The 22,994-nt window shown below is 47.9% G+C and carries 23 protein-coding genes; 12 read left to right on the forward strand and 11 right to left on the reverse strand.

Going from position 1 to position 22,994, the window contains the following annotated elements; translation table 11 throughout:
* Positions 1-2: 2 nt before the first annotated feature.
* The 5 genes from rbsD to RJ60_RS13165 are packed head-to-tail and all read left to right on the forward strand — an operon-like array spanning position 3 to position 3,661.
* Complete coding sequence (gene rbsD / locus RJ60_RS13145; RefSeq protein WP_103135011.1) at positions 3-404, forward strand: D-ribose pyranase; 402 nt, start codon at positions 3-5, stop codon at positions 402-404.
* Positions 404-1,057 carry an orotidine 5'-phosphate decarboxylase / HUMPS family protein gene (locus RJ60_RS13150; RefSeq protein ID WP_258006348.1) on the forward strand — a complete coding sequence of 218 codons (654 nt, stop codon included), beginning with the start codon at positions 404-406 and terminating at the stop codon, positions 1,055-1,057. Before rbsD ends, RJ60_RS13150 begins: the two co-directional genes overlap by 1 nt.
* A complete protein-coding gene (hxlB, locus tag RJ60_RS13155) occupies positions 1,054-1,614 on the forward strand; it encodes a 6-phospho-3-hexuloisomerase (RefSeq protein ID WP_103135013.1) in 561 nt (186 codons plus the stop codon). The genes RJ60_RS13150 and hxlB overlap by 4 nt, the downstream gene beginning before the upstream one ends.
* A 14-nt stretch (positions 1,615-1,628) precedes the next feature.
* A complete protein-coding gene (locus tag RJ60_RS13160) occupies positions 1,629-2,615 on the forward strand; it encodes an aldo/keto reductase (protein WP_103135014.1) in 987 nt (328 codons plus the stop codon).
* A gap of 11 nt (positions 2,616-2,626) precedes the next feature.
* Positions 2,627-3,661, forward strand: a complete 1,035-nt coding sequence (locus RJ60_RS13165) for a zinc-binding dehydrogenase (RefSeq protein ID WP_103135015.1) — start codon at positions 2,627-2,629, stop codon at positions 3,659-3,661.
* A gap of 269 nt (positions 3,662-3,930) precedes the next feature.
* Here the strand turns inward: RJ60_RS13165 and RJ60_RS13170 are convergent, their stop codons facing one another.
* From RJ60_RS13170 to RJ60_RS13200, 7 genes are read right to left on the reverse strand one after another with little or no spacing between them, the layout of a single operon-like run.
* Positions 3,931-4,941: an ABC transporter ATP-binding protein gene (locus RJ60_RS13170; protein WP_103135016.1), complete on the reverse strand. Its 1,011-nt coding sequence runs from the start codon at positions 4,939-4,941 to the stop codon at positions 3,931-3,933.
* Entirely contained in the window at positions 4,938-5,915 is a 978-nt protein-coding gene (locus RJ60_RS13175; RefSeq protein ID WP_099830483.1) for an ABC transporter ATP-binding protein, read from the reverse strand. Before RJ60_RS13175 ends, RJ60_RS13170 begins: the two co-directional genes overlap by 4 nt.
* Positions 5,912-7,003 (reverse strand): ABC transporter permease, encoded by a 1,092-nt coding sequence (locus RJ60_RS13180; protein WP_099830484.1) that lies wholly within the window; start codon positions 7,001-7,003, stop codon positions 5,912-5,914. The genes RJ60_RS13175 and RJ60_RS13180 overlap by 4 nt, the downstream gene beginning before the upstream one ends.
* Before the next feature lies 1 nt (position 7,004).
* Positions 7,005-7,973: an ABC transporter permease gene (locus RJ60_RS13185; protein WP_099830485.1), complete on the reverse strand. Its 969-nt coding sequence runs from the start codon at positions 7,971-7,973 to the stop codon at positions 7,005-7,007.
* Between the two features lie 55 nt (positions 7,974-8,028).
* The gene (locus tag RJ60_RS13190; RefSeq protein ID WP_099830486.1) at positions 8,029-9,774 is read right to left on the reverse strand and encodes an ABC transporter substrate-binding protein; all 1,746 of its coding nucleotides are present in this window, start codon (positions 9,772-9,774) and stop codon (positions 8,029-8,031) included.
* A gap of 40 nt (positions 9,775-9,814) precedes the next feature.
* Positions 9,815-10,930, reverse strand: a complete 1,116-nt coding sequence (locus RJ60_RS13195) for an anhydro-N-acetylmuramic acid kinase (protein WP_099830487.1) — start codon at positions 10,928-10,930, stop codon at positions 9,815-9,817.
* Entirely contained in the window at positions 10,927-11,946 is a 1,020-nt protein-coding gene (locus RJ60_RS13200; RefSeq protein ID WP_103135017.1) for a serine hydrolase, read from the reverse strand. The genes RJ60_RS13195 and RJ60_RS13200 overlap by 4 nt, the downstream gene beginning before the upstream one ends.
* A gap of 917 nt (positions 11,947-12,863) precedes the next feature.
* Here RJ60_RS13200 and nagZ point away from each other — a divergent pair.
* From nagZ to RJ60_RS13225, 4 genes are read left to right on the forward strand one after another with little or no spacing between them, the layout of a single operon-like run.
* Positions 12,864-14,402 (forward strand): beta-N-acetylhexosaminidase, encoded by a 1,539-nt coding sequence (nagZ, locus tag RJ60_RS13210; protein ID WP_103135018.1) that lies wholly within the window; start codon positions 12,864-12,866, stop codon positions 14,400-14,402.
* A gap of 1 nt (position 14,403) precedes the next feature.
* On the forward strand, positions 14,404-15,312 hold the full coding sequence (gene murQ / locus RJ60_RS13215; protein ID WP_103135019.1) for an N-acetylmuramic acid 6-phosphate etherase: 909 nt from the start codon (positions 14,404-14,406) through the stop codon (positions 15,310-15,312).
* The gene (locus RJ60_RS13220; protein ID WP_103135020.1) at positions 15,309-16,034 is read left to right on the forward strand and encodes a GntR family transcriptional regulator; all 726 of its coding nucleotides are present in this window, start codon (positions 15,309-15,311) and stop codon (positions 16,032-16,034) included. Before murQ ends, RJ60_RS13220 begins: the two co-directional genes overlap by 4 nt.
* Positions 16,031-16,897, forward strand: a complete 867-nt coding sequence (locus RJ60_RS13225) for a BadF/BadG/BcrA/BcrD ATPase family protein (protein ID WP_102819249.1) — start codon at positions 16,031-16,033, stop codon at positions 16,895-16,897. The genes RJ60_RS13220 and RJ60_RS13225 overlap by 4 nt, the downstream gene beginning before the upstream one ends.
* Here RJ60_RS13225 and RJ60_RS13230 read toward each other — a convergent pair.
* From RJ60_RS13230 to RJ60_RS13245, 4 genes are all read right to left on the reverse strand, one after another.
* Positions 16,884-18,059, reverse strand: coding sequence for a DUF1343 domain-containing protein (locus tag RJ60_RS13230; RefSeq protein ID WP_258006335.1), 1,176 nt, complete (start codon positions 18,057-18,059; stop codon positions 16,884-16,886). The two genes, RJ60_RS13225 and RJ60_RS13230, sit on opposite strands and share 14 nt — an antisense overlap.
* A gap of 10 nt (positions 18,060-18,069) precedes the next feature.
* Positions 18,070-18,897 carry a carbohydrate ABC transporter permease gene (locus tag RJ60_RS13235; protein WP_103135022.1) on the reverse strand — a complete coding sequence of 276 codons (828 nt, stop codon included), beginning with the start codon at positions 18,895-18,897 and terminating at the stop codon, positions 18,070-18,072.
* Positions 18,898-18,900: 3 nt separating this feature from the next.
* Positions 18,901-19,803, reverse strand: coding sequence for a carbohydrate ABC transporter permease (locus RJ60_RS13240; protein WP_103135023.1), 903 nt, complete (start codon positions 19,801-19,803; stop codon positions 18,901-18,903).
* Positions 19,804-19,864: 61 nt separating this feature from the next.
* Positions 19,865-21,103, reverse strand: coding sequence for an ABC transporter substrate-binding protein (locus RJ60_RS13245; protein ID WP_103135024.1), 1,239 nt, complete (start codon positions 21,101-21,103; stop codon positions 19,865-19,867).
* Between the two features lie 256 nt (positions 21,104-21,359).
* Here RJ60_RS13245 and RJ60_RS15650 point away from each other — a divergent pair, with 256 nt between their 5' ends.
* The 3 genes from RJ60_RS15650 (at position 21,360) to pdxA (ending at position 22,988) form a co-directional block, all read left to right on the forward strand.
* On the forward strand, positions 21,360-21,536 hold the full coding sequence (locus RJ60_RS15650) for a hypothetical protein (protein ID WP_180979957.1): 177 nt from the start codon (positions 21,360-21,362) through the stop codon (positions 21,534-21,536).
* Positions 21,537-21,610: 74 nt separating this feature from the next.
* Positions 21,611-21,919, forward strand: a complete 309-nt coding sequence (locus tag RJ60_RS13250) for a cytoplasmic protein (protein WP_103135025.1) — start codon at positions 21,611-21,613, stop codon at positions 21,917-21,919.
* Between the two features lie 49 nt (positions 21,920-21,968).
* Complete coding sequence (gene pdxA / locus RJ60_RS13255) at positions 21,969-22,988, forward strand: 4-hydroxythreonine-4-phosphate dehydrogenase PdxA (RefSeq protein ID WP_180979967.1); 1,020 nt, start codon at positions 21,969-21,971, stop codon at positions 22,986-22,988.
* Positions 22,989-22,994 lie beyond the last annotated feature (6 nt).

Genomic DNA, 22,994 nt, shown 5'->3' on the forward strand with positions numbered 1-22,994 from the left:
AAATGAAGAAAAACGGCATTCTAAATAAGGAAATCTGCAATCTAATTGGTTCTATGGGTCATACCGATCTTCTTGTTATCTCGGACTCGGGACTGCCTATTGCTTCAGACAGATACAGGATAGATGTAAGTATTGTAGGCGGAAAGCCAGGGGTCTTCGATGTTCTTGATCCTGTGCTCGAAGAGCTCGAAGTCGAGAAGGTAATCTTCTCTGAAGAGATGAAGACCGTAAGCCCTAGATGTCTAGAGGATACTTTGAAGCACCTGCCCGAAGGAATAGAAGTGGAATTCGTTCCCCATGTCAGGTTCAAGGAACTCACCAACACGCAGTCAAAAGGAGTAATCAGAACCGGCGAGCAGATACCGTACTCCAGTATCATTCTCGTTGGTGGGGTAACCTATTGATGATACTTCTACAGCTCGCAAACGATACCCATGTCAAGTCCGATTTCATTCGCACTGCCGAAGAAGTTGCAAATTACATAGATATCATAGAAGTCGGAACCCCTGCTATTCTTGCCCACGGCACGGCGTTGGTTCGAGAGATTAGCGATAAACTTCCCGATCATACTATTCTTGCAGATATGAAGATCGTTGACGGGGGATATGTCGAGGCGGTCATGGCTTTTGAGAATGGGGCCGATATAGTAACGGTTTTGGGATTTGCCTCTTTCAAGACGATTTCAGAGGTGAGAAGAGCGGCAGACGAATTTGGCGGAGAAATGATGCTCGATACGATCGAGATCTCCGATCTCGAATCATTTGCGGAAAAGGTATCTCCACTGTCGCCTGAGTATGTCTGCGTTCACACTTCTGCCGATCTGAGCGGTGTGGGGGAGAGCATGCATCTGCTCGAATATGCGAAAAAGATAGAAATTATAAGGAGAGTCCTTCCAGAGGCAAAGATCGCCGTTGCGGGTGGGATTTCTCCCGACAATCTCTCCCATGTCTTCCCGTTGAAGCCAGATGTGGTGATCGCTGGACGATCGATCTGGGAAGCTGAGGACCCTGCAAGAGTAGCATCGGAGATAAAGAAGAGACTGGAGAAGGGCTCATGAAATTCGAAAGCACGCTTGACATTGTTATTGACGAGATAAGATCCGTCCTTTCGGGAGTTAAGGATTCATCGATCGAAGAGCTCTCCGAAAGTATTCTAAGGGCAAGAAGAGTCTTTCTCTTTGCAATGGGCAGGTCTGGTCTGGCTATCAAGGCCTTCGCGATGAGACTAATGCATCTAGGTTTGAAGGTCCATGTTGTGGGGGAAGTAACCAGTCCATCCATGAAACGAGGAGATCTCTTCATAGTTGGTTCTGCTTCGGGAGAAACGCCTTCGGTCGTTCTTAACTGCAAGAAGGCTCACAAACTTGGGGCGGAGATAGCGTCGATAACTGCCAGCAGAGAGTCGACTGTAGCAGGACTCAGCGACATAGTCATTACGATTCCCACGAAGACACCCAAAGTCCCCGATAGGGCTGGCATCTCTTCGGTTCAACCAATGGGGAATCTATTCGAACAATCACTGTTGATATTGACCGATATCATCGTAATGAACTTAATGGAGAGATTGAGCATTGATTCTGGAATGATGTTCAAGAACCACGCAAATCTCGAATAAGGGAGGTTAGAAAATTGAAGTATAAAAAAGTGGAAAAGATAGAAGAGAAGCTATCGGTACTCGGTTACGGCTGTTGGGGAATTTCCGGTCCTTCTTTCTGGGATGGAACGACCGACGAAGACTCGATCAAGACGATCCAGAGGGCGATAAGCGGAGGAGTAAACTTCTTTGATGTAGCGCCAGTATACGGTCTCGGACATGCAGAGGAGGTCCTCGGAAAGGCAATGAAGGGCTCGAGGGATAAGATCTTCATTGCAACCAAGTGCGGTCTTCTTTGGGACGATCAGGGAAGAACGAGAAACTGTCTCAAACCGGAGAGCATAAGAAGAGAGATCGAAGAAAGTCTCCGAAGACTCGGAACGGATCATGTCGATCTCTATCAGCTTCACTGGCCCGATCCAGAGGTCGAAATCGAAGAGACTATGGAGACAATGGTCGAGCTGAAGAAAGAGGGAAAGATCAAATACATAGGGCTGTCAAACTTTTCAATTCCCGAGGCAAAAAGGGCGATGAAGGTTGGAGAGGTATGCAGCATGCAGGGTCTCTACAACATGCTCGAAAGGAATCCAAAGAGCTACCACAATATTCCGCTCGATTACAGGGTCGAAAAGGAAGTCCTTCCCTTTGTTCTGGAGAATGGGATGGCCTTTCTGCCATATAGCCCGCTCTTCCAGGGCCTCTTGGCTGGAGCGATAAGTGACAAGAAGAAGTTCAGCGAGCACGATGTGCGGGCCGCAAATCCGAAGCTAAATACACCTGAGTTCAAGAAATACTACGAGGTCGTCGTGGAACTGAACAGGCTGGCGAATGAGATAGGGAAGCCTCTGAGTCACATAGCCATCAATTGGCTTATCCGAAATGAAGCGGTGACATCGGTTATAGCCGGTGCCCAGAAAGTCGAGCAGCTCGAAGAAAACCTCGGAGCAGTCGAATGGGATATGGATGATGGATTATACGAAAGGATAGAAGAGATAATCTCTAGTTCCAATTTGGAGCTCTAGGGGGTGTCTATGTGAAAGCCGCGTTTGTAAAATCACCATTCAAATTCGAGATCCGTGATGTAGATCTTCCCTCTCTGAAACCGAATGACGTGTTGCTTAAGATAAAGGCCTCAGGAATCTGCGGGACAGATCTTCACACAGCTAGAACGGAAGCCAAAGACTGGCAGACTTTCGGCCACGAGATAGTCGGCGTTGTCGAAGAGATCGGCTCCAATGTAGAGAATGTAGAAGTGGGACAGAGTGTTATGGTCGAAAGCGGTTCTTTCTGCGGAAAGTGTGAAGACTGTAGAAACGGGCGAGTCGATCTCTGCCATAACAGAGCACCTAACGTCTTTATAAGAGCCGAGAGAGAAAATCTGACCATGGGCTTTGCCGAGCAGGTAATAATCGATAAACAGAATGCGGTGCCATTCGAAGGAGTTCCGTTCGAAGAAGCTTCTCTCGTCGAGCCAATGGGAGTAGCGCTCGATCTGACATACACTGTCGATCCAAAGTTCAACGATGATGTCCTTGTCGTTGGTCTTGGTCCCATAGGTCTCATGGCCGTTCAGATAGTCAAGGCCATGGGAGCAAGAAAGGTCTTCGTTGCCAATCATTCCAGATCTAAGATAAGGATAGATGTCGCAAAGAGCTTCGGAGTGGAGGATGTCATACTCGTCGACAAGACCCCGATTGGCTCCTACAAATTTCCCAAGGGAGGCGTTGATAGAGCTCTTGTCACCGCACCTCCTTACGTAATCCCCGAAGTGCTCGATGTCATGAATTTTGGAGGAGTGGTGGGCTTCATAGGAATCGATTACGGCGAAGGCCGCTTCATAAAGTTCGATGCCAACAAGTTCCATTTCAACAAACTTCAGTTGAGAGCCTCCCACGCAGTTCCAGCTCTGTACTTCCCCAGATGCATCGATATGATAAAGAGCGGAGCAGTAAATGTGAAGCCTTTGATAACCGACACCTTCAAGCTGGAAGAAATCGGTGAGATGATGGTCAAGGCGGAAAATGAAAGAGACAAAGTAATAAAGGCAGTCATGATTAATTGGGTATAGTCGGAAGGGCCCGCCAAGACGGCGGGTCTTTTCTTTGAGATCAACGTCAGAGGTATGAGGAAAGAGGTCAGAAAACCAATATCCTTCTGAGAACTCCCACATTTCTTCATGCCCTAAAGTAGGAGACGTCTTTCGATAAGAGCGAGCCTCACTTCCTGCCGGAGGCAGCATCACTTCTGTTCTTGCTCTTACCAACCCCCGACCTCCGACCCCGGCCTTCGCTCTTACAACTAACAACTTGCAACTGATTTTTCGCTCTTTCCAACACCCTACCCGCTTTGCCCGACCACGTCTTCCCTCTCATGAAGCCAGCAGGCAGCAGAATGGCTTTCGGATACTTGGAAGCTATCTGGCATCTCTTTGCTGCAGATGTCCATCTTATATGGGCATCTCGGGTGAAACGGGCAGCCGGGAGGCGGATTGATCGGGCTGGGAGGTTCCCCTTCAAGCTTGATGTTCTGGAGCTTCCTTTCCTGAGGATCCCAGTTTGGAATTGACGCCATCAGAGCCTTTGTGTAGGGGTGAGCAGGGTAATCGAACAGCTCCTTCGCTCCGGCAGTTTCAACAACATTTCCAAGATACATTACCATTATCCTATCGCTCATATGATGTACGACATCAAGGTTATGTGAGATGAATATGTACGACATCTTGATCTCGTCTCTTAGCTCCTGCAGCAAGTTGATGATCTGGCTCTGAACAGAGACGTCAAGAGCTGAAGTCGGCTCGTCGCAGATTATCAACCTCGGGCTGACCGAGATAGAACGAGCTATCGCGATTCTCTGCCTCTGCCCTCCTGAAAACTCGTGAGGGTAGCGCTGAGCGTATTCTGGATACATGCCCACCTTCATCAGAAGCTCTCCGACATAATCGTCTATCTCGTCTTTTGAAAGTAGATTGTGTGCTTCTATAGGTTCCTTGATAATGTCTCTTACCGTCATTCTGGGATCCAGCGAGTCAAACGGATTCTGGAAAATCATCTGAACGTCGCGTCGAAATTTCGAGCGGACGTTCCTTGCAAGCCCTTTGGTGATGTCGTATTCATTTCCCTTATCGTCATGATAGATTATCCTTCCTCCGGTCGGTTCATAGATCTTCACTATTGTTCTACCTAGAGTGCTCTTCCCGCAACCCGACTCGCCGACAATGCCGATAGTTTCGCCCTTACTTATCTCCATGGTCACAGATTGCATAGCTCTTACGTAGCCAACAACCTGGAGAAAGACTCCGGCCTTAATCGGGAAGAACTTCCTAAGCCCTTCGGTCGAAAGTATCTTCATGTTTCCGACCTCCCATCGAACAGCCAGCAGGCGACCGAATGGCCGGCATTCAAAGAAAACTCGGGAGGATCTTTCTCTCGGCAGATCTCCATTACATGAGGACATCTGGGGTTGAATCGGCAGCCGTCAGGGAACTCGTAAGCTCTTGGAACATAACCCTCAATATACGGCAGCTTCTTTCCCTTGTAGGATCTCATCACTCTGGAGTTCAGCAAGCCCTTTGTGTAAGGATGAGAAGGAGATGAATAAAGTTCATTCACGCCTGCCTTCTCGACTATCTTTCCGGCGTACATTACGTGAACTCTGTCAGCCAGCTCCGCAACTACCCCGAGATCATGGGTGATGAAGATTATAGAACTGCCGAATTCGCCTTGGAGCTCCCGCATAATGTTGAGGACTTGAGCCTGTATTGTAACATCCAGTGCGGTGGTTGGTTCGTCCGCTATGACTATCTCTGGATTGGTTATTAGAGCCATTGCAATCATGATTCTCTGGAGCATTCCGCCGCTCATTTCGTGGGGATACTCCTTGCATCTCTTCTCGGGTTCAGGTATGTTGATTCTACGAAGAATCGAAATAATCTCTTCATAGGTTTTGCCTTCATCCCAGGGCATGTGTGCCCTTGCAACTTCCTTCAGCTGGTATCCTATGGTGAATAGAGGATCGAACGTCGACATGGGTTCCTGGAATATCATGCTGATTTCCTTGCCCCTTATGTCTCTGTACGCCTTGTTCGACAGTCCTGCCAGGTTCTTTCCCTTGTAATAGATCTCTCCTTCGACCTTTGCGGGAGGTACCTTGATAAGCCCCAGTATAGTCTGGACGGTTACGCTCTTTCCGCATCCTGATTCTCCAACCAGAGCCAAGATTTCTCCCTTCTCGACTTTGAAGCTGATGTCATCTACTGCCTTAACCAGACCATCTGGGGTTCTGAAATATGTCTTAAGGTTCTTGACTTCAAGAATTGTGCTCATACTTTTTCCACCGCCCTGTAAGGATCAACTGCATCTCTCAAGGCGTCTCCTACGAAGTTGAAGGAGAGAACAGCCACTATTATGAATAGCCCTGGAATCATCAGCCAGGGATGAGCCTCCAGTTCAGATAGAGACTGCGCCTGCTTCAGCAGCAACCCCCAGCTGGTCATAGGCTCCTTTATGCCAAGGCCGAGAAAGCTAATAGCGCTCTCACCCAAAATCATTCCCGGTATTGAAAGAGTCGAAACGACTATCAGATAACTGATTGTGTTTGGGATAAGGTGACGCGTTATTATCTTCATGTTCGAAACACCGGATACTTTGGCGGCAAGAATGAATTCCTTCTCTCTCAGGCTCAAGACCATTCCCCTAACAACACGTGCAACCCCCATCCAGCCGATCAGCGACAGGACAATTACGATTCCGAAATAGACCCACGTGCTAGGCCACTGAGGAGGTAGTATCGTGGCTAGTGCCAGCCACAGCGGTATCCTAGGGAAGGATCTTAAGAGTTCTATGAAACGTTGTATCAATACGTCGATAGTCCCGCCATAGTAACCTGAGAGGGCCCCCACTATGGCGCCTATGAAAACGCTTATCAGGGTGCCCACAAGACCCACGGTCATTGACACCTTGCCGCCAACAAGAACTCTAGAGAAGAGGTCTCTTCCAAACCTGTCCCCTCCAAATAGAAGTACCATTGCTACATCTGAAGACTCCTCGACACCAAAGAGATGAAGATCGGTCTTGAAAAGTCCCCAGAAAGTGTATTCTTCACCCCTTACGAAGAGTTTTATCGGTACTACGTTGTTCTTGTCTTCCGTGAATTCCAGTCTATACGTAACGGGGTTTCTGACCTTGGTCATTCCGTACACGAAAGGACCCCGCCAGTTGCCTTCTTCATCGAAGAAACGTATCTTTGAAGGAGGGGCATAGACGAAGTTTCTGTGTGCCGTTATGTAGTTGTAAGGAGCTATGAAATCGGCGAAGACGACCAGCAAATACATGATCGAGAGGGCGATAAGCCCAACGACTCCAAGTTTATGCTTAAGGAAGTTTTTTGCAATTCGTTCTTTCGTACTCTGCATGTCAGCTCATCCTTATCCTTGGATCGAGAATAGCCAGAGCTATGTCTGCAAGTAGATTTCCGATCTGGGTTATGATGGCTATGAACATCAAAAATGTCATAACTAAATATTGATCGTGGTTAAGAAGCGCATTATAGAAGAAGGGCCCCATTGTCGGAAGGTTCAATACGATAGCGGCGATTATAGTTCCGCTGAACACATTCGGTAGCTCCGTTCCGGCTATGCTGACCATAGGATTCAGAGCGTTCTTGATCGCGTGTTTCTTGACGGTTTTCTCATCGAGGCCATGCGCTCTAAGGGAAGTCACGAAAGGAGAAGAGATCACGTCTAGCATGTTTCCTCGCATTACCCTCATTAGCCCGGCGAGACCGCTCATTCCAACGACTATGAGAGGAACCCAAATGTGTTTCAGAAGGTCGACAAATTTTGCCAGACTGAAGGGCGCCCCGACAAACTGGGGCGAGAAGAGACCCCCAACCGATGCCGCCCCCATCTGCAACATTAGATACATCAAGATCAGTGCCATGAAAAAGTCGGGTATGGAGACTCCTATGAAACCGATCACTGTTAAGGTGTAATCCCCAAATGAATATGGATGCAGCGCCGAATAGATACCCATAGGAACTGCAAGAATCCACTGAAACACAATCGCCCCAAGCGCAATGAATATGGTCCAGCCCATTCGCTCCCATATCAGTTCTCCAACTGGTCTCTGGAAGGCGAAAGAATATCCGAAATCCCCGCGGGTGACTATTCCCTTTATCCAGTTCCAGTATCTGACATGTGCGGGTTCGTCTAGGCCGAGGTTCTTTCTAAGCAATTCGATCTGAGCCGGCGAGATTCTCGGATTATCGAGGTACTGGCTTACGAAATCGCCCGGCTGAAGCTCGGTAATGACGAAACAGATCACCGATATGAAGAACATCATTGGAATCATGATAAGCAATCTTCTTACGATAAAAGACCACATAACCTTCCTCCAGAGAAATGAAGCGGGAGGAGCTTCTCCTCCCGCAAATTACCAACTACTTCTTAAAGACAGTCCAGGAAGCGTAAGAGAGAAGACCCTCTTCGTTCTGTTCGACATTTCCAAGAGACTTGTTGGCAGCATAAAGATTCATACCTTTACACACAAATATCACGGGTAAGTACTCTGCGTAAATCTCCTGCCATTCGTCGTAGAAGGTCTTTCTGACTGCGTGGTCCATTGCGACTTGACCGAGTTCAAAGAGCTCATATACTCTCTTCTCCCAGTCAAGCATGTTCTCGAATATCGGAAGATTTGTCTCGGGATCCCTTGTCGTTCTGTGCCAGTAATACAGTTGTGTGCCCGGCTGCCATATAGCCTTTCTCAACTGAGGATCGGGTTGGTTTCCGAATGCCCTGAGCCCGGCTTCGAAGCTACCTGCGCCGAACATCTGACCGGTAAGAGAACTATCGAGTATCTGCAGGTTCACCTTAATTCCGATGCTAAGTAGATCCTGGGAGTATATGTAGGCGATATCCTGATATTCTTGAGGAGAGCTCTGAAGAGTCAGGACGAATTCGAACTTGCTTCCGTCTGGGTACTCTCTCAGGCCATCACCGTTGACGTCCTTGAAGCCTAATTCGTCAAGGAGCCTTGCTGCTTCGGCAAGGTTGAACGGTCTTCGGATCTCTTCAATCTTTGGGTTGTAGAAGGCCTTATTCGAAGGAAGAACGGGCACTCCTCCGAGAACGGCCAAACCGTTGTAGACCTCATCGATTATTCTTTCTCTGTCCAGAGCATACTCCATTGCCTGGCGGAACTCGGTTGTCTTGAAGACTTCTCTCAGTTTTGGATTCTCAGCATCGAAATTGAAGGCGATGTGAATAGGGCTTGGGGTCGGCTGGGTCGGCTCGGCGAGGAAGACTCTAAATGGACCGCCGGCAAGTTCTCTCTCCTTCAGTATCGGGAAGTCATTTCCCGAGACGGCCATGTAATCGAGTTCACCGGCCATGAACTTCGCCAGCCTTACCTGAGCGTCGCTCACGATAATGTATTCAACCTTGTCGACATACGGCAGTTTGTTTCCGTGAGAATCGACTTTCCAGTAATTGGGGTTCTTCGTCATAACTACTTTCTGATCGATTATGTATTCCGAAAGAACGAACGGGCCGTTTGCCGGAATCTCGCTTGGAGGAGTGTTTGTGAGCCATAGATCGTTAACGGAGTCGGGTCTGTCTTTGTCTATCTTGTCCTCAAGTGCGTGTGAAGGGTAGATATAAGCGTGCGAGAGAACGGTGAAAAAGGCTGCGTAAGGTGCGGGAAGAATTGCTTTGACGGTGCTGTCATCTACCTTCACCCACTCTATGGGCTGTGCTTCGATCGTGAATCGATCAACAGAATTTCCCCTTGCGACCGGGTTCATGATGAAGTACTTGAAGGTGAAGATTACGTCGTCTGCTGTAAGGGGTACCCCATCTGACCATTTCACATCTCTCAGATGGAAGGTGACCTCTTTGTTATTCTCCGAAACTACCCAAGACTCTGCCAGGGCCGGTCTGATTGCCGATGTGACGGGATGAGCCTCGACAAGTCCTGTTAGCATCTGACCTACCACCGTGTATGCGTTGTTGTCAAGGGTACCGTAGAAGTTGAATGATTGCGGAGATCCGGTAAGAGCTAGATATAGGGTACCTCCCATCTTCGGGTTTGGATCCGGAGTAAGCAGAGTATCTTCCACAAATGGAGCTGCCATCAACATGGCGGTGAAAAGAACCGCGAGAATCAACAGAAAGATTCGCCTCACTGTAAAAACCTCCTTTATGATTTCTCTCCCGTCGGGGAGATTAAGGTAATGCCAGTTTTCCAAGGACAACTCTTTGTCTCGCCCCTGTTACTGAGGGAACGTTTGCCCCGACGCCATTGAAGAACTCCTGGGCAAGGACGGCCATCCCCATGGCTTCCTTGGCCTGCAGAAAGGTTCTATCGGGTACGACTACCTCCAATCCGCTCAAGCGTTGTAGATCTTCAAGCATGACAGGATTCAGGGCGCCTCCTCCGGTAACAATCATTCTCTTCCCCATAGGCAAATAAGAAGTAATACTCTCAACTAATCGTCTTACACTGAACCTTACAAGTGTTCTAACTAGGTCTTCGGGTTTTGTTGCAGAGATCCCTTCCAGGAAAACCTCGTTGTAGAGCTCCCTTCCCGTTGACTTTGGAGGTCTTCTTTCGAAATAGCTTCTGTCTCTCTCTAGAAGGGCATTGAGGATCTCATCATCGACCGCACCGCTGGCCGCTATCTTACCGTTTTCATCAAACTCAAGGTTGTAATGCTTCTTCGTGACCAGATCTAAAAGGCAGTTGGCCGGCCCCGTGTCAAAGGCCTTCACATTCTCAAGATCATCGTCTACATAAGTCACGTTTGCAATGCCCCCGAGGTTTACTGCGTAAGAGCCGCTTTCAAAATAGATCCAGTCGAAATACGGGATGATTGGTGCCCCTTCCCCTCCGTAAACCATATCCTTCTTCCTGAAATCGAACACAACGGGAAGACCAGTTTCTGATGAGATAACGTCGGCCTCTCCTATCTGAAGAGTCGCCCGATTTTCAGGGTCATGGTAGACGGTCTGCCCATGATAAGCAATAGCTTCCACTACTACTCTCGTCTTCTCAAGATAAGACTTTATTGCCGCTGCGTGCCTTCTGCCAATTACGAAGTTCATCAAATTGACCCTGTCAACGCCGGAAAGGTCAGGATCGTACGTCTTCACTATCTCATCGTGAAAAAAAGAATCGAACCGAACGGAAAAATGGTCAAGAAGTTCGATCTTCATTGACTTTCCGCTGCCAGAACAGCTTACCAGAGCCAGCTCCAGCCCATCGGCCGAAGTCCCCGACATTACGCCGAGGATATTCCTTCTCCTGCTGGCGAGCAGTCCTCTCATTCGATTCCAGATCATCCAAGACTCCCAAAGACCAAATTATGAAGCCGTCTTCTAATTCTCTGCATCTGAGGTATAGTGTCTCTTCTGCTTATATTAGTCCGATTAGACAACAGTATCACATACAGCCCGGTAACTGGATCGACCCAAAGCGAGGTTCCGGTGAAACCAGTGTGCCCAAATGCATCTTCTCCAAGAATATCGCCCGCACTGGATCCTCTGGAGGGAGCCAGCCATCCCAGATGTCTTCTATCTCCTCCAATGCATACCGTCTCGGATACGAACGTTTCAAAGACCCTGGATGGTACAAGTCCTGCACACATTAGACTGGAGACAAACCTGAAAAGATCTCTTCCCGTTGAAAAGACGCCCGCATTTCCGCTGACCCCTCCAAGATAATATGCCAGCTCATCGTCCGGAAGACCTTTCAATACTTTTCCATCGCGTTCGCATGTCGGTGCTACATTCGACAGTTCTTCTGGAAGAAAGCCAGAGGAATTCATTCCAAGAGGTCTGAAAACCTCCTCTGAACAGAACTCGGCGAATGACATCGAAGTTGTCTTCTCTACAACTGCCATCAGAGTTATGAAGTTGAGACATGAGTAGTTTATCTTCTCCATCAGACCGTTTTCCGGTTCGAGAGAAATGATCGACTCAAGAAGCTCTCTTCCCTTGAGATCGCGCCATGCTTCCGAGTAGGGCTGCATGCCAGAAGTGTGAGTCAGCAAATGAAAGACCGAAATACCTTTCTTTGACTCAGGGACATCGAGAAGATCGCCCAGAGTATCCCAAAGCGAGAGATCGCCCCGAGAAACCAGAAGCATGATGGCGCTAGTGGTTGCTACGACCTTGCTCATACTCGCGAGGTCATATACGGTCTCAAGCGTGACGGCAGTATTGTCATCGACAGCAAGGAAGCCGTATGGTTTCTCGTAGAGAATCTCGGTATCCTTCCCGACAACGACGACGGCTCCAGGGTACACTGCCTTTTCAATACCACAGGATACTATCTCATCAACTTTATTCCAGATCAAAATAGACCTCCTTTTGTATTACGTTCAATGTAAGCCGTCCTTGGTCCTTCGTCCAAGATCATGAACCCGTCCTTCGAAAGAGCAGTTGCAAGTTGTCAAAGAACCGCTGTGCGCTTAAGAGCAAAAACCCGCTGGTCGCTGATGAAAACCACGTTGTCCGTCAACGGTCCACCGCCAAGAAGACCGGTTCTTCGTTCCGACGCTACGCGTCCAGGTTGTTCGTTCTTGGAACCGGATCCCTTATCAAGTATGGGATACAGCAAATGGTTATTCCGAAAAGGCTAGATTCCGTCATTCCGACAAAGCTCCTGGTCGGAATCTTGATGCTCTTGCTTCAATGGCCCTAACCAAGAACGAAGAACAGATCCTCGCTCTGGAACGAATAACAGATTCTCCTGGTGAACGGAGAACCGCTCAACGGTGAACCGGTTTCTCTTGCTCTTTCGAACCCCTAACCACGGTTTCTCGAAAGCCCAGATCCTGAACAGGAGCGCTTCAGGATGACAGAATAGGTTCGTCCTGATCAGATTACTTTAATTTGCTTGCTATTTTTCTTTGGTTTTTTGCCTCCTGGTGCGTAAGCGCCAGCATCACTTCCCCGGATGCCCTTCCGGGCATCACTTCCTCGCGCCAGCGAGCCTCACTTCCTGCCGGAGGCAGCATCACTTCTGTTCTTGCTCTTACCAACCCCCTACGGCTACCCCCGACCACGGTTCTCCCAACAGCAATGCTATCTTATTTTCGTTTTTCCTCCAAGTTTTTCCTAGGCTGGTTAGCTGGAACTATAGTCAACTAAAGTCGATGAGCAAGGGTATTATTGATTATGTATATTCATACTAGACAAATATACAATTGACAATACAACCAATTAGAAATTAGAATTGTGCTGTAGAAAGCGAATGAAGGAGAGTTTTCATATGAATCTAGATGAAGCCGTTGGACGGCTGTTTCTCATTGGAATTCCCGGACCGGAAATCGATAGCGACACGGAGAAGACGCTTGTACAAGTCAAGCCTGGAGCGGTGATTCTCTTTTCGAAAAACATTGTCGATGCAGCTCAGGTTAGGGCTCTGGTAGACGAGATTGAGAGAGTACTGGGATACAAGCCCGCAATAGCTATAGATCAGGAAGGCGGAATTGTGAGCAGACTCAGGGAAGGCTTCTCTGTTTCTCCTGGCGCGATGGCAATAGCGGCAACCAATAGAGTTGAGAATTCCTTTCTTGCGGGTAGTATCATGGCCAGAGAGATGAGAGCTATCGGTGTCAACTGGAATCTTGCTCCTGTAGTTGATGTAAACTGCAATCCAAAAAACCCTGGAATTGGAGTTCGAAGCTTTGGAGATTCTCCGGAGCAGGTAATCTCTTACGCAAGGGCATTTGTTGATGCTATGAGTGAAAATGGTGTTATGAGCTGCCTTAAGCACTTCCCTGGCAAGGGAAGGGTGGACGTAGACGCTCATCTGGATCTGCCGGTACTGGACGTTCCACTCAGCACCCTTGATTCTGAAGAACTGAGGCCGTTCAAAGAAGTTCCTGCCGATTCTATAATGCCCTCTCACATATTCATGCCGCAGCTTCAAGTTAGGCGCGTTCCGGCCTCAATGTCTAGAGAGATCCTTACCGATCTCGCGAGGGATTACTTGAAGTATCAGGGAGTGTTGGTCGCTGACGATCTTGGCATGGGCGGAGTGAGCAATTACTTCAAACCCGAGGAAGCCGCGATAGAGGGTCTGAAAAACGGTATGGATTATCTTACTTACTGCCATGAACCGGAAATTCAGAGAAGAGTCAAGAAGATTCTGATAAAGGAAATTGAGAGATCTTCCGAGCTTGAAGGTCGTCTTCAGCAGTCGCTGAGCAGAGTAGAGAGATTCAGGATGAAGGCTGTCTCATCGGCGAGAGTATCGCTCGAAGGGATAGGTTCACCGGAAAGCCTTGAGACGATGCAAGAGATCTCAGACAATTCAATTACGGCCATTCTGAATGACAGGTCTCTGCTTCCTCTACCAGTAAGCGATGTCAGCACGATATTCGCGGTCAGACTTTCCAGATTGGTCCAGGTAGAGGATGGTCCCCAGAAAGGGGTTCCTGCTGTGGCCAGAGAGATCGCGCAAATAACGGACAGTCCAGTAGTTGATTTTGCACCTAATCTCACCGTTGATGAAGCGGCCAGAATAGCAGCTAGTGCCCCCGGAAAAGGCATAAAACTGATTTTCACCGAGAACGCTCACCTGCACGATGGTCAAAGGGAGCTACTCTTTAGGCTTTCGCAGAGAACGGGAAGGATGCTTGTGATCGCTTTGAGAAACCCATACGACGCGTTTGTGAACGGTGTGAAGAACTGCATTCTAAGTTACGGCTACGAAGCTGTTTCGCAAAAGAGCATCATGAAGGTCTTGAAGGGTACGATAGTGGCCGAAGGAAAACTTCCGGTCAAGATACCGCAGGAGGTCTAGGATGAAGTTTGAAAAGCTTGATACGGAGAGGTCGAATCCCAAATCAATGAATTTGGATGAACTATCGACTTATGAAATGTTGAGGATCATGAACGAAGAGGATGCAACGGTACCTCTTTCTGTAAGAGAAGTCCTCGAAGAAATCGCTTCTGCGGTTGAACTGTGCGTCGAATCTCTTCAGTCGGGAGGAAGAATAGTCTATGCAGGGGCAGGTACCAGTGGCCGTCTAGGAGTCTTGGATGCTGCGGAGGTCGTTCCGACTTTCGGTGTTTCAAAGGAGCTATTCGTGACACTTATGGCTGGAGGACAGGAAGCTCTTGCCAACCCCGTAGAGCACGCCGAAGACAGTGTTGAACTCGGAGAGCAAGAGGCTGAGAAAGTCGCTATATCTGAAAGAGATGCTGTAATCGGGATTTCGGCTTCGGGCCGGACACCTTACGTTGAAGGAATACTGAGACACGCTAGAAAGCAGGGAGCAAGAACGATAATCATATGTAACGTAGGGAATCCTCGCCTTGCGGAGCTAGCAGATGTCACTATTGCCGTGCGAACCGGTCCGGAGGTAGTTACTGGCAGCACGAGATTGAAGGCCGGGACGGCTCAAAAGATGGTCCTGAATATGATAAGCACAATAACGATGGTCAGGGTAGGAAGGGTTTTCGGAAACTACATGATAGGCGTGAAGATTCTCAACCGAAAACTGGTTGATCGTGCAACAAGAATAATCTCGGAAATCAGTGACCTTTCTTATGAAGAATCCGCGAAGATACTCGATGCCTCCGGCAGGGAGGTCCCTCTTGCGATTCTCATGGCACTGACGGGGCTTGGGAAGGGTAAGTGCGAGGAATCTTTGAAGCGTAACAGAGGCCATGTGCGTTCGGCTCTAAAAGAACTTGGAGGAGTAAAGTGAGAGAGGCTGGAGCTCCGGTTTACTACCGAATCTACAAAGAGCTTAAACGGCGAATAGGCAAAGGCGTTTACTCAAAGAAACTTCCTACTGAGAAGGAGCTTTGCGGCGAGTTCAAGGTAAGCAGGTTGACGCTGCGGAGAGCGCTCGACGAACTGAAGAGAGAATCCGTTATCGAGTCTTCTAAAGGTCGGGGGACCTTCGTCGTCGAAGAAAAACACGAAGAAAGTATCAGTTCCCTCACAGGATTCACCGAAGAAGCTGCCAGAGACAATCGTAAAGCGAAGTCGATAGTATTGAAAGACGGTCTCGTCGTTCCTCCTGTAGAGATCGCAGAGCTATTCGGTATTCCCACTGACGGTATGGTAGTGTTGCTCCAAAGAGTTAGGTATCTCGATGATGAACCGTATGGAATTGAGAGAGCCTACCTCAATCCGCTGGCAGATATAAGGATTCTCAACATAGTGAATAGAGATATGAGTGAAGAATCGCTCTACGCAATTCTGAAAAACGAGTTTTCCATTGTCCTCGATCATGCCCAGGAGAACATCGAGGTTTGCAGGTTGTCGAGAGAAGAGGCGAAGCATCTAAAAGTCAAAGAGGACAGCTACGCAATATCTAGAGAGAGACAGACATTTACCAATAAGAATCTATGTGTGGAAGTGGTCAGATCTGTTTACAGAGGGGATCGCTACAGACTAAAAGTTGTGAGGAGAGTAGAATGAGTAAGAAAATCATCGCAATGGACGGAGGCGGAACTAATCTTAGAGTCACTGCAATCTCAAGTGAAGGTAAGATAAGAAAGAACTACGGCACCGGGGTTAATATAACTGCGGTCAGCAGTAGCAATCTCATATCGATTTTCTCGTTAGTTCGCGACGACATATGGGTCCCGGATGTGATAGTCGCTGCCTTCTCCGGTGCGGGAGACAGAACTCGCGAAGGAAAGCTCGTTCAGGCGCTGGAATCGGTTTTCAGAGGAGCTAGCATCGAAGTGATTATGGACATCGAGGGACTTTACAGAGCGGCAGTCGGCGAAGGAAGAGGTGTTGTTGTCGTTTCTGGAACCGGTTCTACTGTTTACGGCCATGACTATGCGGGAGAAGCCGTGAAGTCTGGGGGCTGGGGACACATATTCGATGACGAGGGAAGCGCCTATTGGATTTCCATGAAGCTGATCACCGCAGCGCTCAAGTATAGAGATGGATTGATTCCTCACGATCCCGTTTTCGACCGGCTTGTAGAATTCTTTGAGATGGAGAGCATAGAGGAACTTGTCAATCTTACGCTTCTGCCTGATATGAAAACGAAGATCGCCTCCTTCAGCAGAGTTGCTCTAGAAGACCCTTCGGAACTGACTAAAAGAGTTGCAGATGAGGGAATAGAGATACTGGCAAAAAGGACTCTCAACGTTCTTGAGAGAACAGGTGAGGTCGATACAATCCACACATTTGGCGGCTCATTTGCCTCCGCCTATTATAACGAGAGATTCTCGGAGATGATAAACAACCACAAGACCTCACTCTTCACGGGGAACGTGGATGAGATCCTTGCAGAACAGGCATTTGAGAAACTCAATAGATCCTGAACTCTTCGATCAGACTCTCAAACTCTCTCTGTTCACCTTCCCATAAGCGGGAAAGCTCTGCTGAAGTTGCTCCCTTCAGCAACTCTTCTCTATACCTTTCTTCTCCCATTATCAGGTCGAAATGGTATCTGCCGTCCCACATCTTGTTTAGAGGGATGCTGGTCCCGTGATAATGCACATCCCAGTCAAATTTCTCTGGCCACAATCTTATTAGAGTGGCGATTATGTCTAAAGCAAGTTCCAAGGGTTTAATGGTGTTTCTATCGGCAACATAGAATTCAAGACCATTACAAGACTGGTTGTGCAACTTGAATGCCCCTGGAATGAAACTCCTCTCTCTGAAGGCAACACCGGGATGATCATGCTTTTTCAGTTCCGTATAAAGCGATGAGGAGTCAATCCATGGCGCTCCTATGTATTTGAAGGGATGAACAGTGCCGCGCCCCATGGATAGGTTCGTGCCCTCGAAGAGACAGAAGCCCGAGTATAGTATCGCATGTTCAAGAGAAGGTATATTTGGAGAGGGAGTACTCCATAGATGGCCGGTCTCATCATAATACATGTCTTTGTCGTAGTTCTCCATGGGGATTACGATCAGATCTGCGCCGATGTCAAAAACCTTGTTGAAGTACTTCGCAACTTCTCCCACTGTCATACCGTACCTCAGAGCCAAACCGTAGCCACCAACGATGCTGTCCAATCTCTTCTTAATTGTTGGGCCGACGACTTTGCAGGACAGAGGATTGGGTCGATCGAGAACAACTACCTCTATTCCCCGCTTTGCACACTCTTCCATCGAATATACAAGAGAGTAGAGGTATGTATAGAAGCGAAGTCCGACATCCTGGATATCATAAACAAAGGAGTCAATTCCCGAAAGCATTTCTTCTGTAGGACGTATGACATCTCCGAAGAGCGAATAGATTGGGATGCCGTACCTAGGGTCGAGCGCATTGGCTACACTTACTCCATCTGCCGCGGCTCCCGAGATTCCATGTTCGGGACCGAACAACTTCACGACGTTGAATCTGTTACTGAGCAACAGGTCAACGTTGATTCGTAAATCTCCATTTACACCGCTGGAATTGGTTAACAAGCCGATCCGTTTACTCTTCAGCTGGTTTCCAGCCAGAAGGCAGTCGATTCCAAGCTTCACTTTCACGCCAGACACCTCACTTTATAGCTCCCTGCGTCATACCTGTTATGAATTGCCTTGAGAACAACAAGAAGAGTATTATCGTCGGGGCCACTGCGAGAGTAAGGCCCGAGAAGAGCAGGTGCCACTGATTGACGTATTCTCCGAAGAAGATCGAGACTGCGAGAGTTATAGTTGCCTTGGATCTGTCGGTTATGAAGATCAGCGGGAAGAAGAAATCGTTCCACACATTGACGAAACTGACAATCGATACTATGGAGAGAGCCGGTTTGACCAGTGGAAGTACAATCTTCCAGTATATCTGCATCGGAGAAGCTCCATCGATTCTGGCTGCTTCAGAAAGCTCATTCGGAACCCCGTCAATGAAATTCTTGAGAAGAAAGACAGAGAAAGGGATATTTACGGAGGTGTAGATTAGAATCAGTCCAAACAGAGAGTTCGTGAGATGAAAGTTTCTCAGTAGTATGAATATGGGGATTATTGCGAGCCTCGCCGGAAAGGCTAGACCCAGCATCGAGTAAATGAAGAGAAATCTTCTTCCCTTGAAGGTATACTTAGAAATTGCATAGGCGAACATAGACGACACTATAACAATTCCAATTACCGAGGTTCCGGCAACAATCAAACTGTTTTTGTAGCCCGTCCCTATACCGGCCTGTTGCCAGGCCTTGGAATAGTTCTCGAACATAACCTTTGACGGAAAGGAGAAGGGTTGAAGATAGATCTCCCTCATCGACTTGAGAGAGTTCAAAATCATCATGAAAAAAGGAACAAGTATGACCAGGCAGTAGACGGCCAGAAGGAAGTAGACGATTATCTTTCCGAAAAGACTTAGCTTCAGCATGTTTCAAGCACTCCTTTGTCTCTTCTCGACAATGTATACATACAGAATCGAGACGGGCATAACTATGGTGAAGATAAAGACTGTTACCGAAGCTCCCAGTCCCATGTCGACTGCCCCGCTGCCAAGTCCTCCGAAAGCCGTCCTGTAGAAGAGAGTCCCGAGAACGTCTGTAGTTCTGTAAGGACCAGCCTGTACACCCACAAGAGCGTATACCATGTCGAATATATTGAAACTCCATATGAAAATGAGAATTGCTAGCGTTCTGAAAGTTGAAAACGTCAGAGGGAATATTATTCTCCACGTAATCTTCCAGTTGTTGGCACCATCAATGTAAGCGGCCTCTATCAACTCAGGCGATATATCAAGTATCGCTGCGAGAATAACGAGTACATAGAACCCAAGATTTCGCCAAACATTGACCAGAATAATCGTCGTGAGAGCCGTACTTGCCTGACCCAGCCACGGCTGTGCGAATCTTCCAAGCCCTACAAGTTTTAGAAGCTGGTTAACAAGGCCTGCTTGAGGATTCAGGAAGAGCACCCACATGAATCCCACAAGAACCAGAGGTATCATATTCGGAATGTATGTGACCACTCTGAACACTCCGGCTCCCTTTATCTTGCTTGCCAGCATAAGTGCGATAAGGAATCCGAGTCCCAGCTCAAAGATTACAAGCATGATGAAGAAATAAACGTTATGTGAGAATGCATTGAACAGTTCTTTGGAAAAGCTTCCGGTAAAAAGCGTACGGAAGTTCTTTAAACCGACGAAGGTCCTTGCCCCTACACCAGACCAGCTGAAAAAGCTCAGTATGAGGCTGTCGATCAGTGGGTATATTATGAACATAGAGTACAGAATCAAGGCAGGTAAGATGAAAACAAGAAGGTATCTAAGTTTAATCTGCATCTTCGTTTCTCCTCAATGAACTCTTCCCCGCCGGCTGGCGGGGAAGAGAAGAATTAACTGATTACTTGTTCATCAAAGGCGGGTACCACTGAGAAATAGCGTCCTGAGCCATCTGAGAGAGTCCTTCGGGAGTAAGCTGTCCTGCGTAAAGAGCTTGCATTCCTGGGCTAAGAACGTCGTCATAGAGAGAAGGTTTCTGTGTTGTGAATACAGAGCCTACCCAGTAAACCCATGGAGAGGCGTTGTTGTTGTAAACATCAAGAACCTCTTCTAGAAGAGGATCAGGCGGGATTTCTGCGCCAACAACGGCAGGAATATTGTAAGTGATTCCGGCGAATATCGTACCGAATTCTGGAGTGGCACAGAATTTGATGATCTCTTTCGCGTCCTCGAGATTCTTGACGTTTGATGTCAAAGCGATCGCTCCATCGAGATATGTGTAGGCGTAAGGTGTCTGGTCTTTTGTTTCCGGAGGAACCATGAAGTAGCCGACATTTAGATCGGGATTGAGATCCTTCCATGTCTGGTAGCCCCATGCTCCGTAGAAGACCATTGCAGCCTGTCCAAATGCGAAAGCAGCATCCTGATCTACGGTCGAATTACCCATAAATCCATCCTGATAGTAAACTTTGAGGTCGTTAAGTTTCTTGTTGAGGTCGGTGAACTTTGGATCCAGGAAGTTCGTTTCGCCATAAGTGAGCGCCTTTATCCAGTCTGGTCCGAGAATGCTGACGCCACACATCGCATGCTGCATTGCCAGCGCCCAGGCTTCCTTTCCGTAAAGGAAGAATGGGGTGATACCGTTCTTCTTGAACACTTCAGCATTAGCAATTAGTTCGTCCCAGGTTTCAGGTTCTTCAAGTCCAAACTGGTCGTAGTAGTCCTTGTTGTAGAATATTCCGACCACCTGAACCGCGAAAGGAACTCCATAAACTTCGTCTTCCCATGTAACAGAGTTCAGCGAAGCCTGGGGGAAGTTCGACATGTCCGTGAAATCACCGATCGGAAGATAGAGCCCGTTTTCAATTAGAACCTGAGTTCTTCCTCCAGGAAGTCTTCTGGAGTAAACAATATCTGGACCTTCACCGGTCTGCAGAGCGAGAGCTACCTTTGAATCATATTCCGTCGGAGCAAAGGCTGTGAATTCGATCGTTATGTTGAGTCCCTGACTCCTGAGTGCGGCCTCAACATCTCTCCAGACCTGAGCATCTTGTGTCCGCCAGCTCCAGATCGTTACCTTACCGGCAAACGCACTAACTACGAGAATCGCAATTAAAGCGACTAGCAAGAATTTCTTCATCTTTCGCCTCCTAACAAATTAAAGTGAGAACACATTACTTGTTATGCCATCGTGAATCTATTGAGTGATACATACAACGCATAGATAAACCATTCTGTCTTGTCACAAGAGGGATATCCCGGATCGGCGAATGATATTGTTAGTATGATTATACAATATATGTCTAAGCGAAAAAAACAGTAATTAGCATTGAACAGGCACGATCATTGGAGCTCAATGCTAAAAATTGGCGTTAGGCATTCCTCAATGAAAGAAGATGGGTGTAATTACTGTCGTTGTTATCTATTACCTAAACATTGACTACGAAAGGACGAACAGATCGAGAGCGTTTGGAGGAAGTCTGAAGAGCAAGTTTGGCGTTTTCGACTGCTCTATCGGTAAGCACATAGTTCAGGTGAAAACAAGACTTCATAATATCAGGATAATCATATAGAATCGTTATATGGTTCTGACAGGACCGCGGATATTGGAAAGAGTTACTAGATTATTTTCTGCCGGAGGCGACTCATGGAGAGAGTGACGGTTACCATTGAAGCAAGTATGGAGGGTGCTGTTGACAGCTTCTTGATAAGAAGGCATGGTGACGTTGAATCCCTCAAAGAAGCAATTGTTGCCGATGATTTCGAAAGAATGGGGGAAATCGCCGAATTCATGAAGAATGAGGGAAGCTGTAGCGGTTTTGATCTCATCTCCTCGTTGGGCGCAAAGCTCTCTTTTGCCGCTTCAGAGAAGAATAGACTGGCAGCCGAGATCTGTGTTGACATTCTCAACTGGTACATGACGGGAATAAGGACAGAGATATTCGGAGAGGGATAGAAACGAACGCGTCTACAATGCACGGGGGTTAGTATTGCTTCTGAAACCTATGGAAAAGCCGGTTCTACCGGAAAGGCTTTCTGGAAAACCTTTGATAGCGATAACTATTGGCGATCCCGCAGGCATCGGCCCCGAGATCGTCTGTAAAGCTATAGCACACGGGGAAATCTTCGAGATCTGCAGGCCGGTTGTTATTGGGGACCGCAAGATCATTCAGCGAGAGATCTACAGAAATAAGCTGTCGCTTGACATAACTCTGATTGAGGGCGTAAATGAAGAGATGGAATCAACTTCAGGCAATATCTCGTTGATTGACTTGGGGAATGCTGATGACCTACCCGATTACGGAAAGATCTGCGGTGGATGCGGAAGGGCCGCCTATGAATACCTCGAGAAGGCTGCGGAACTGGCGCAAAAGGGAAAGATTTCTGCAATTACGACTGCACCGATTAACAAAATGTCCATCAAGGCTGCAGGAGTTCCCTTTGCAGGACATACCGAGATTCTGGGCTCGCTATTGGGGGCGAGAGACCCGCTGACGATGTTTGAAATAGCCGGTGAGCTACGAGTCTTCTTTCTTTCCAGACACATTTCACTTATGGAGGCCTGTCGCATGGTGAAGAGAGACAGAATATTCGATTATATAGTTAGATGTGACGCAGCCCTTAAGCAGCTGGACATCGAGCAGCGAAGGCCGATTGGTGTTGCAGCCTTGAACCCACATGGCGGAGAAGGTGGACTCTTCGGGCGCGAGGAACTCGATGAAATTATTCCCGCCGTTGAGCTAGCAAGGCAGAAAGGGATTGATGTCCTCGGACCGATAGGGGCAGACTCGATCTTCTCTATGGCAAGAAGAGGCGCATTTTCTGCAGTTCTCTCTATGTACCATGACCAGGGCCACATAGCAACGAAGACACTGGATTTCGAAAGGACCGTATCGATTACCCTTGGAATGCCAATTCTGAGGACTTCCGTAGATCACGGAACGGCCTTCGACATTGCGGGAAGGGGAATCGCCGATCCCACGAATTTGATCGAAGCCGTTAAGGCCGCAGCCCGATATTCATAAGAGCTG

This window comes from Mesotoga sp. B105.6.4 (assembly GCF_002896535.1).
Taxonomy (GTDB): domain Bacteria; phylum Thermotogota; class Thermotogae; order Petrotogales; family Kosmotogaceae; genus Mesotoga.

Excerpts from the sequence above, each read along its gene's own strand:
- RJ60_RS13180 (WP_099830484.1), bottom strand. The coding sequence starts at position 7,003 with ATGCAGAGTACGAAAGAACGAATTGCAAAAAACTTCCTTAAGCATAAA.
- murQ (WP_103135019.1), top strand. The coding sequence starts at position 14,404 with ATGAAGTTTGAAAAGCTTGATACGGAGAGGTCGAATCCCAAATCAATG.
- hxlB (WP_103135013.1), top strand. The coding sequence starts at position 1,054 with ATGAAATTCGAAAGCACGCTTGACATTGTTATTGACGAGATAAGATCC.
- RJ60_RS13170 (WP_103135016.1), bottom strand. The coding sequence starts at position 4,941 with ATGAAGATACTTTCGACCGAAGGGCTTAGGAAGTTCTTCCCGATTAAG.
- RJ60_RS13185 (WP_099830485.1), bottom strand. The coding sequence starts at position 7,973 with ATGTGGTCTTTTATCGTAAGAAGATTGCTTATCATGATTCCAATGATG.
- RJ60_RS13250 (WP_103135025.1), top strand. The coding sequence starts at position 21,611 with ATGGAGAGAGTGACGGTTACCATTGAAGCAAGTATGGAGGGTGCTGTT.
- RJ60_RS13240 (WP_103135023.1), bottom strand. The coding sequence starts at position 19,803 with ATGCAGATTAAACTTAGATACCTTCTTGTTTTCATCTTACCTGCCTTG.
- RJ60_RS13195 (WP_099830487.1), bottom strand. The coding sequence starts at position 10,930 with ATGATCTGGAATCGAATGAGAGGACTGCTCGCCAGCAGGAGAAGGAAT.
- nagZ (WP_103135018.1), top strand. The coding sequence starts at position 12,864 with ATGAATCTAGATGAAGCCGTTGGACGGCTGTTTCTCATTGGAATTCCC.
- RJ60_RS13245 (WP_103135024.1), bottom strand. The coding sequence starts at position 21,103 with ATGAAGAAATTCTTGCTAGTCGCTTTAATTGCGATTCTCGTAGTTAGT.
- rbsD (WP_103135011.1), top strand. The coding sequence starts at position 3 with ATGAAGAAAAACGGCATTCTAAATAAGGAAATCTGCAATCTAATTGGT.
- RJ60_RS13150 (WP_258006348.1), top strand. The coding sequence starts at position 404 with ATGATACTTCTACAGCTCGCAAACGATACCCATGTCAAGTCCGATTTC.
- RJ60_RS13225 (WP_102819249.1), top strand. The coding sequence starts at position 16,031 with ATGAGTAAGAAAATCATCGCAATGGACGGAGGCGGAACTAATCTTAGA.
- RJ60_RS13235 (WP_103135022.1), bottom strand. The coding sequence starts at position 18,897 with ATGCTGAAGCTAAGTCTTTTCGGAAAGATAATCGTCTACTTCCTTCTG.
- pdxA (WP_180979967.1), top strand. The coding sequence starts at position 21,969 with ATGGAAAAGCCGGTTCTACCGGAAAGGCTTTCTGGAAAACCTTTGATA.
- RJ60_RS15650 (WP_180979957.1), top strand. The coding sequence starts at position 21,360 with ATGGGTGTAATTACTGTCGTTGTTATCTATTACCTAAACATTGACTAC.
- RJ60_RS13175 (WP_099830483.1), bottom strand. The coding sequence starts at position 5,915 with ATGAGCACAATTCTTGAAGTCAAGAACCTTAAGACATATTTCAGAACC.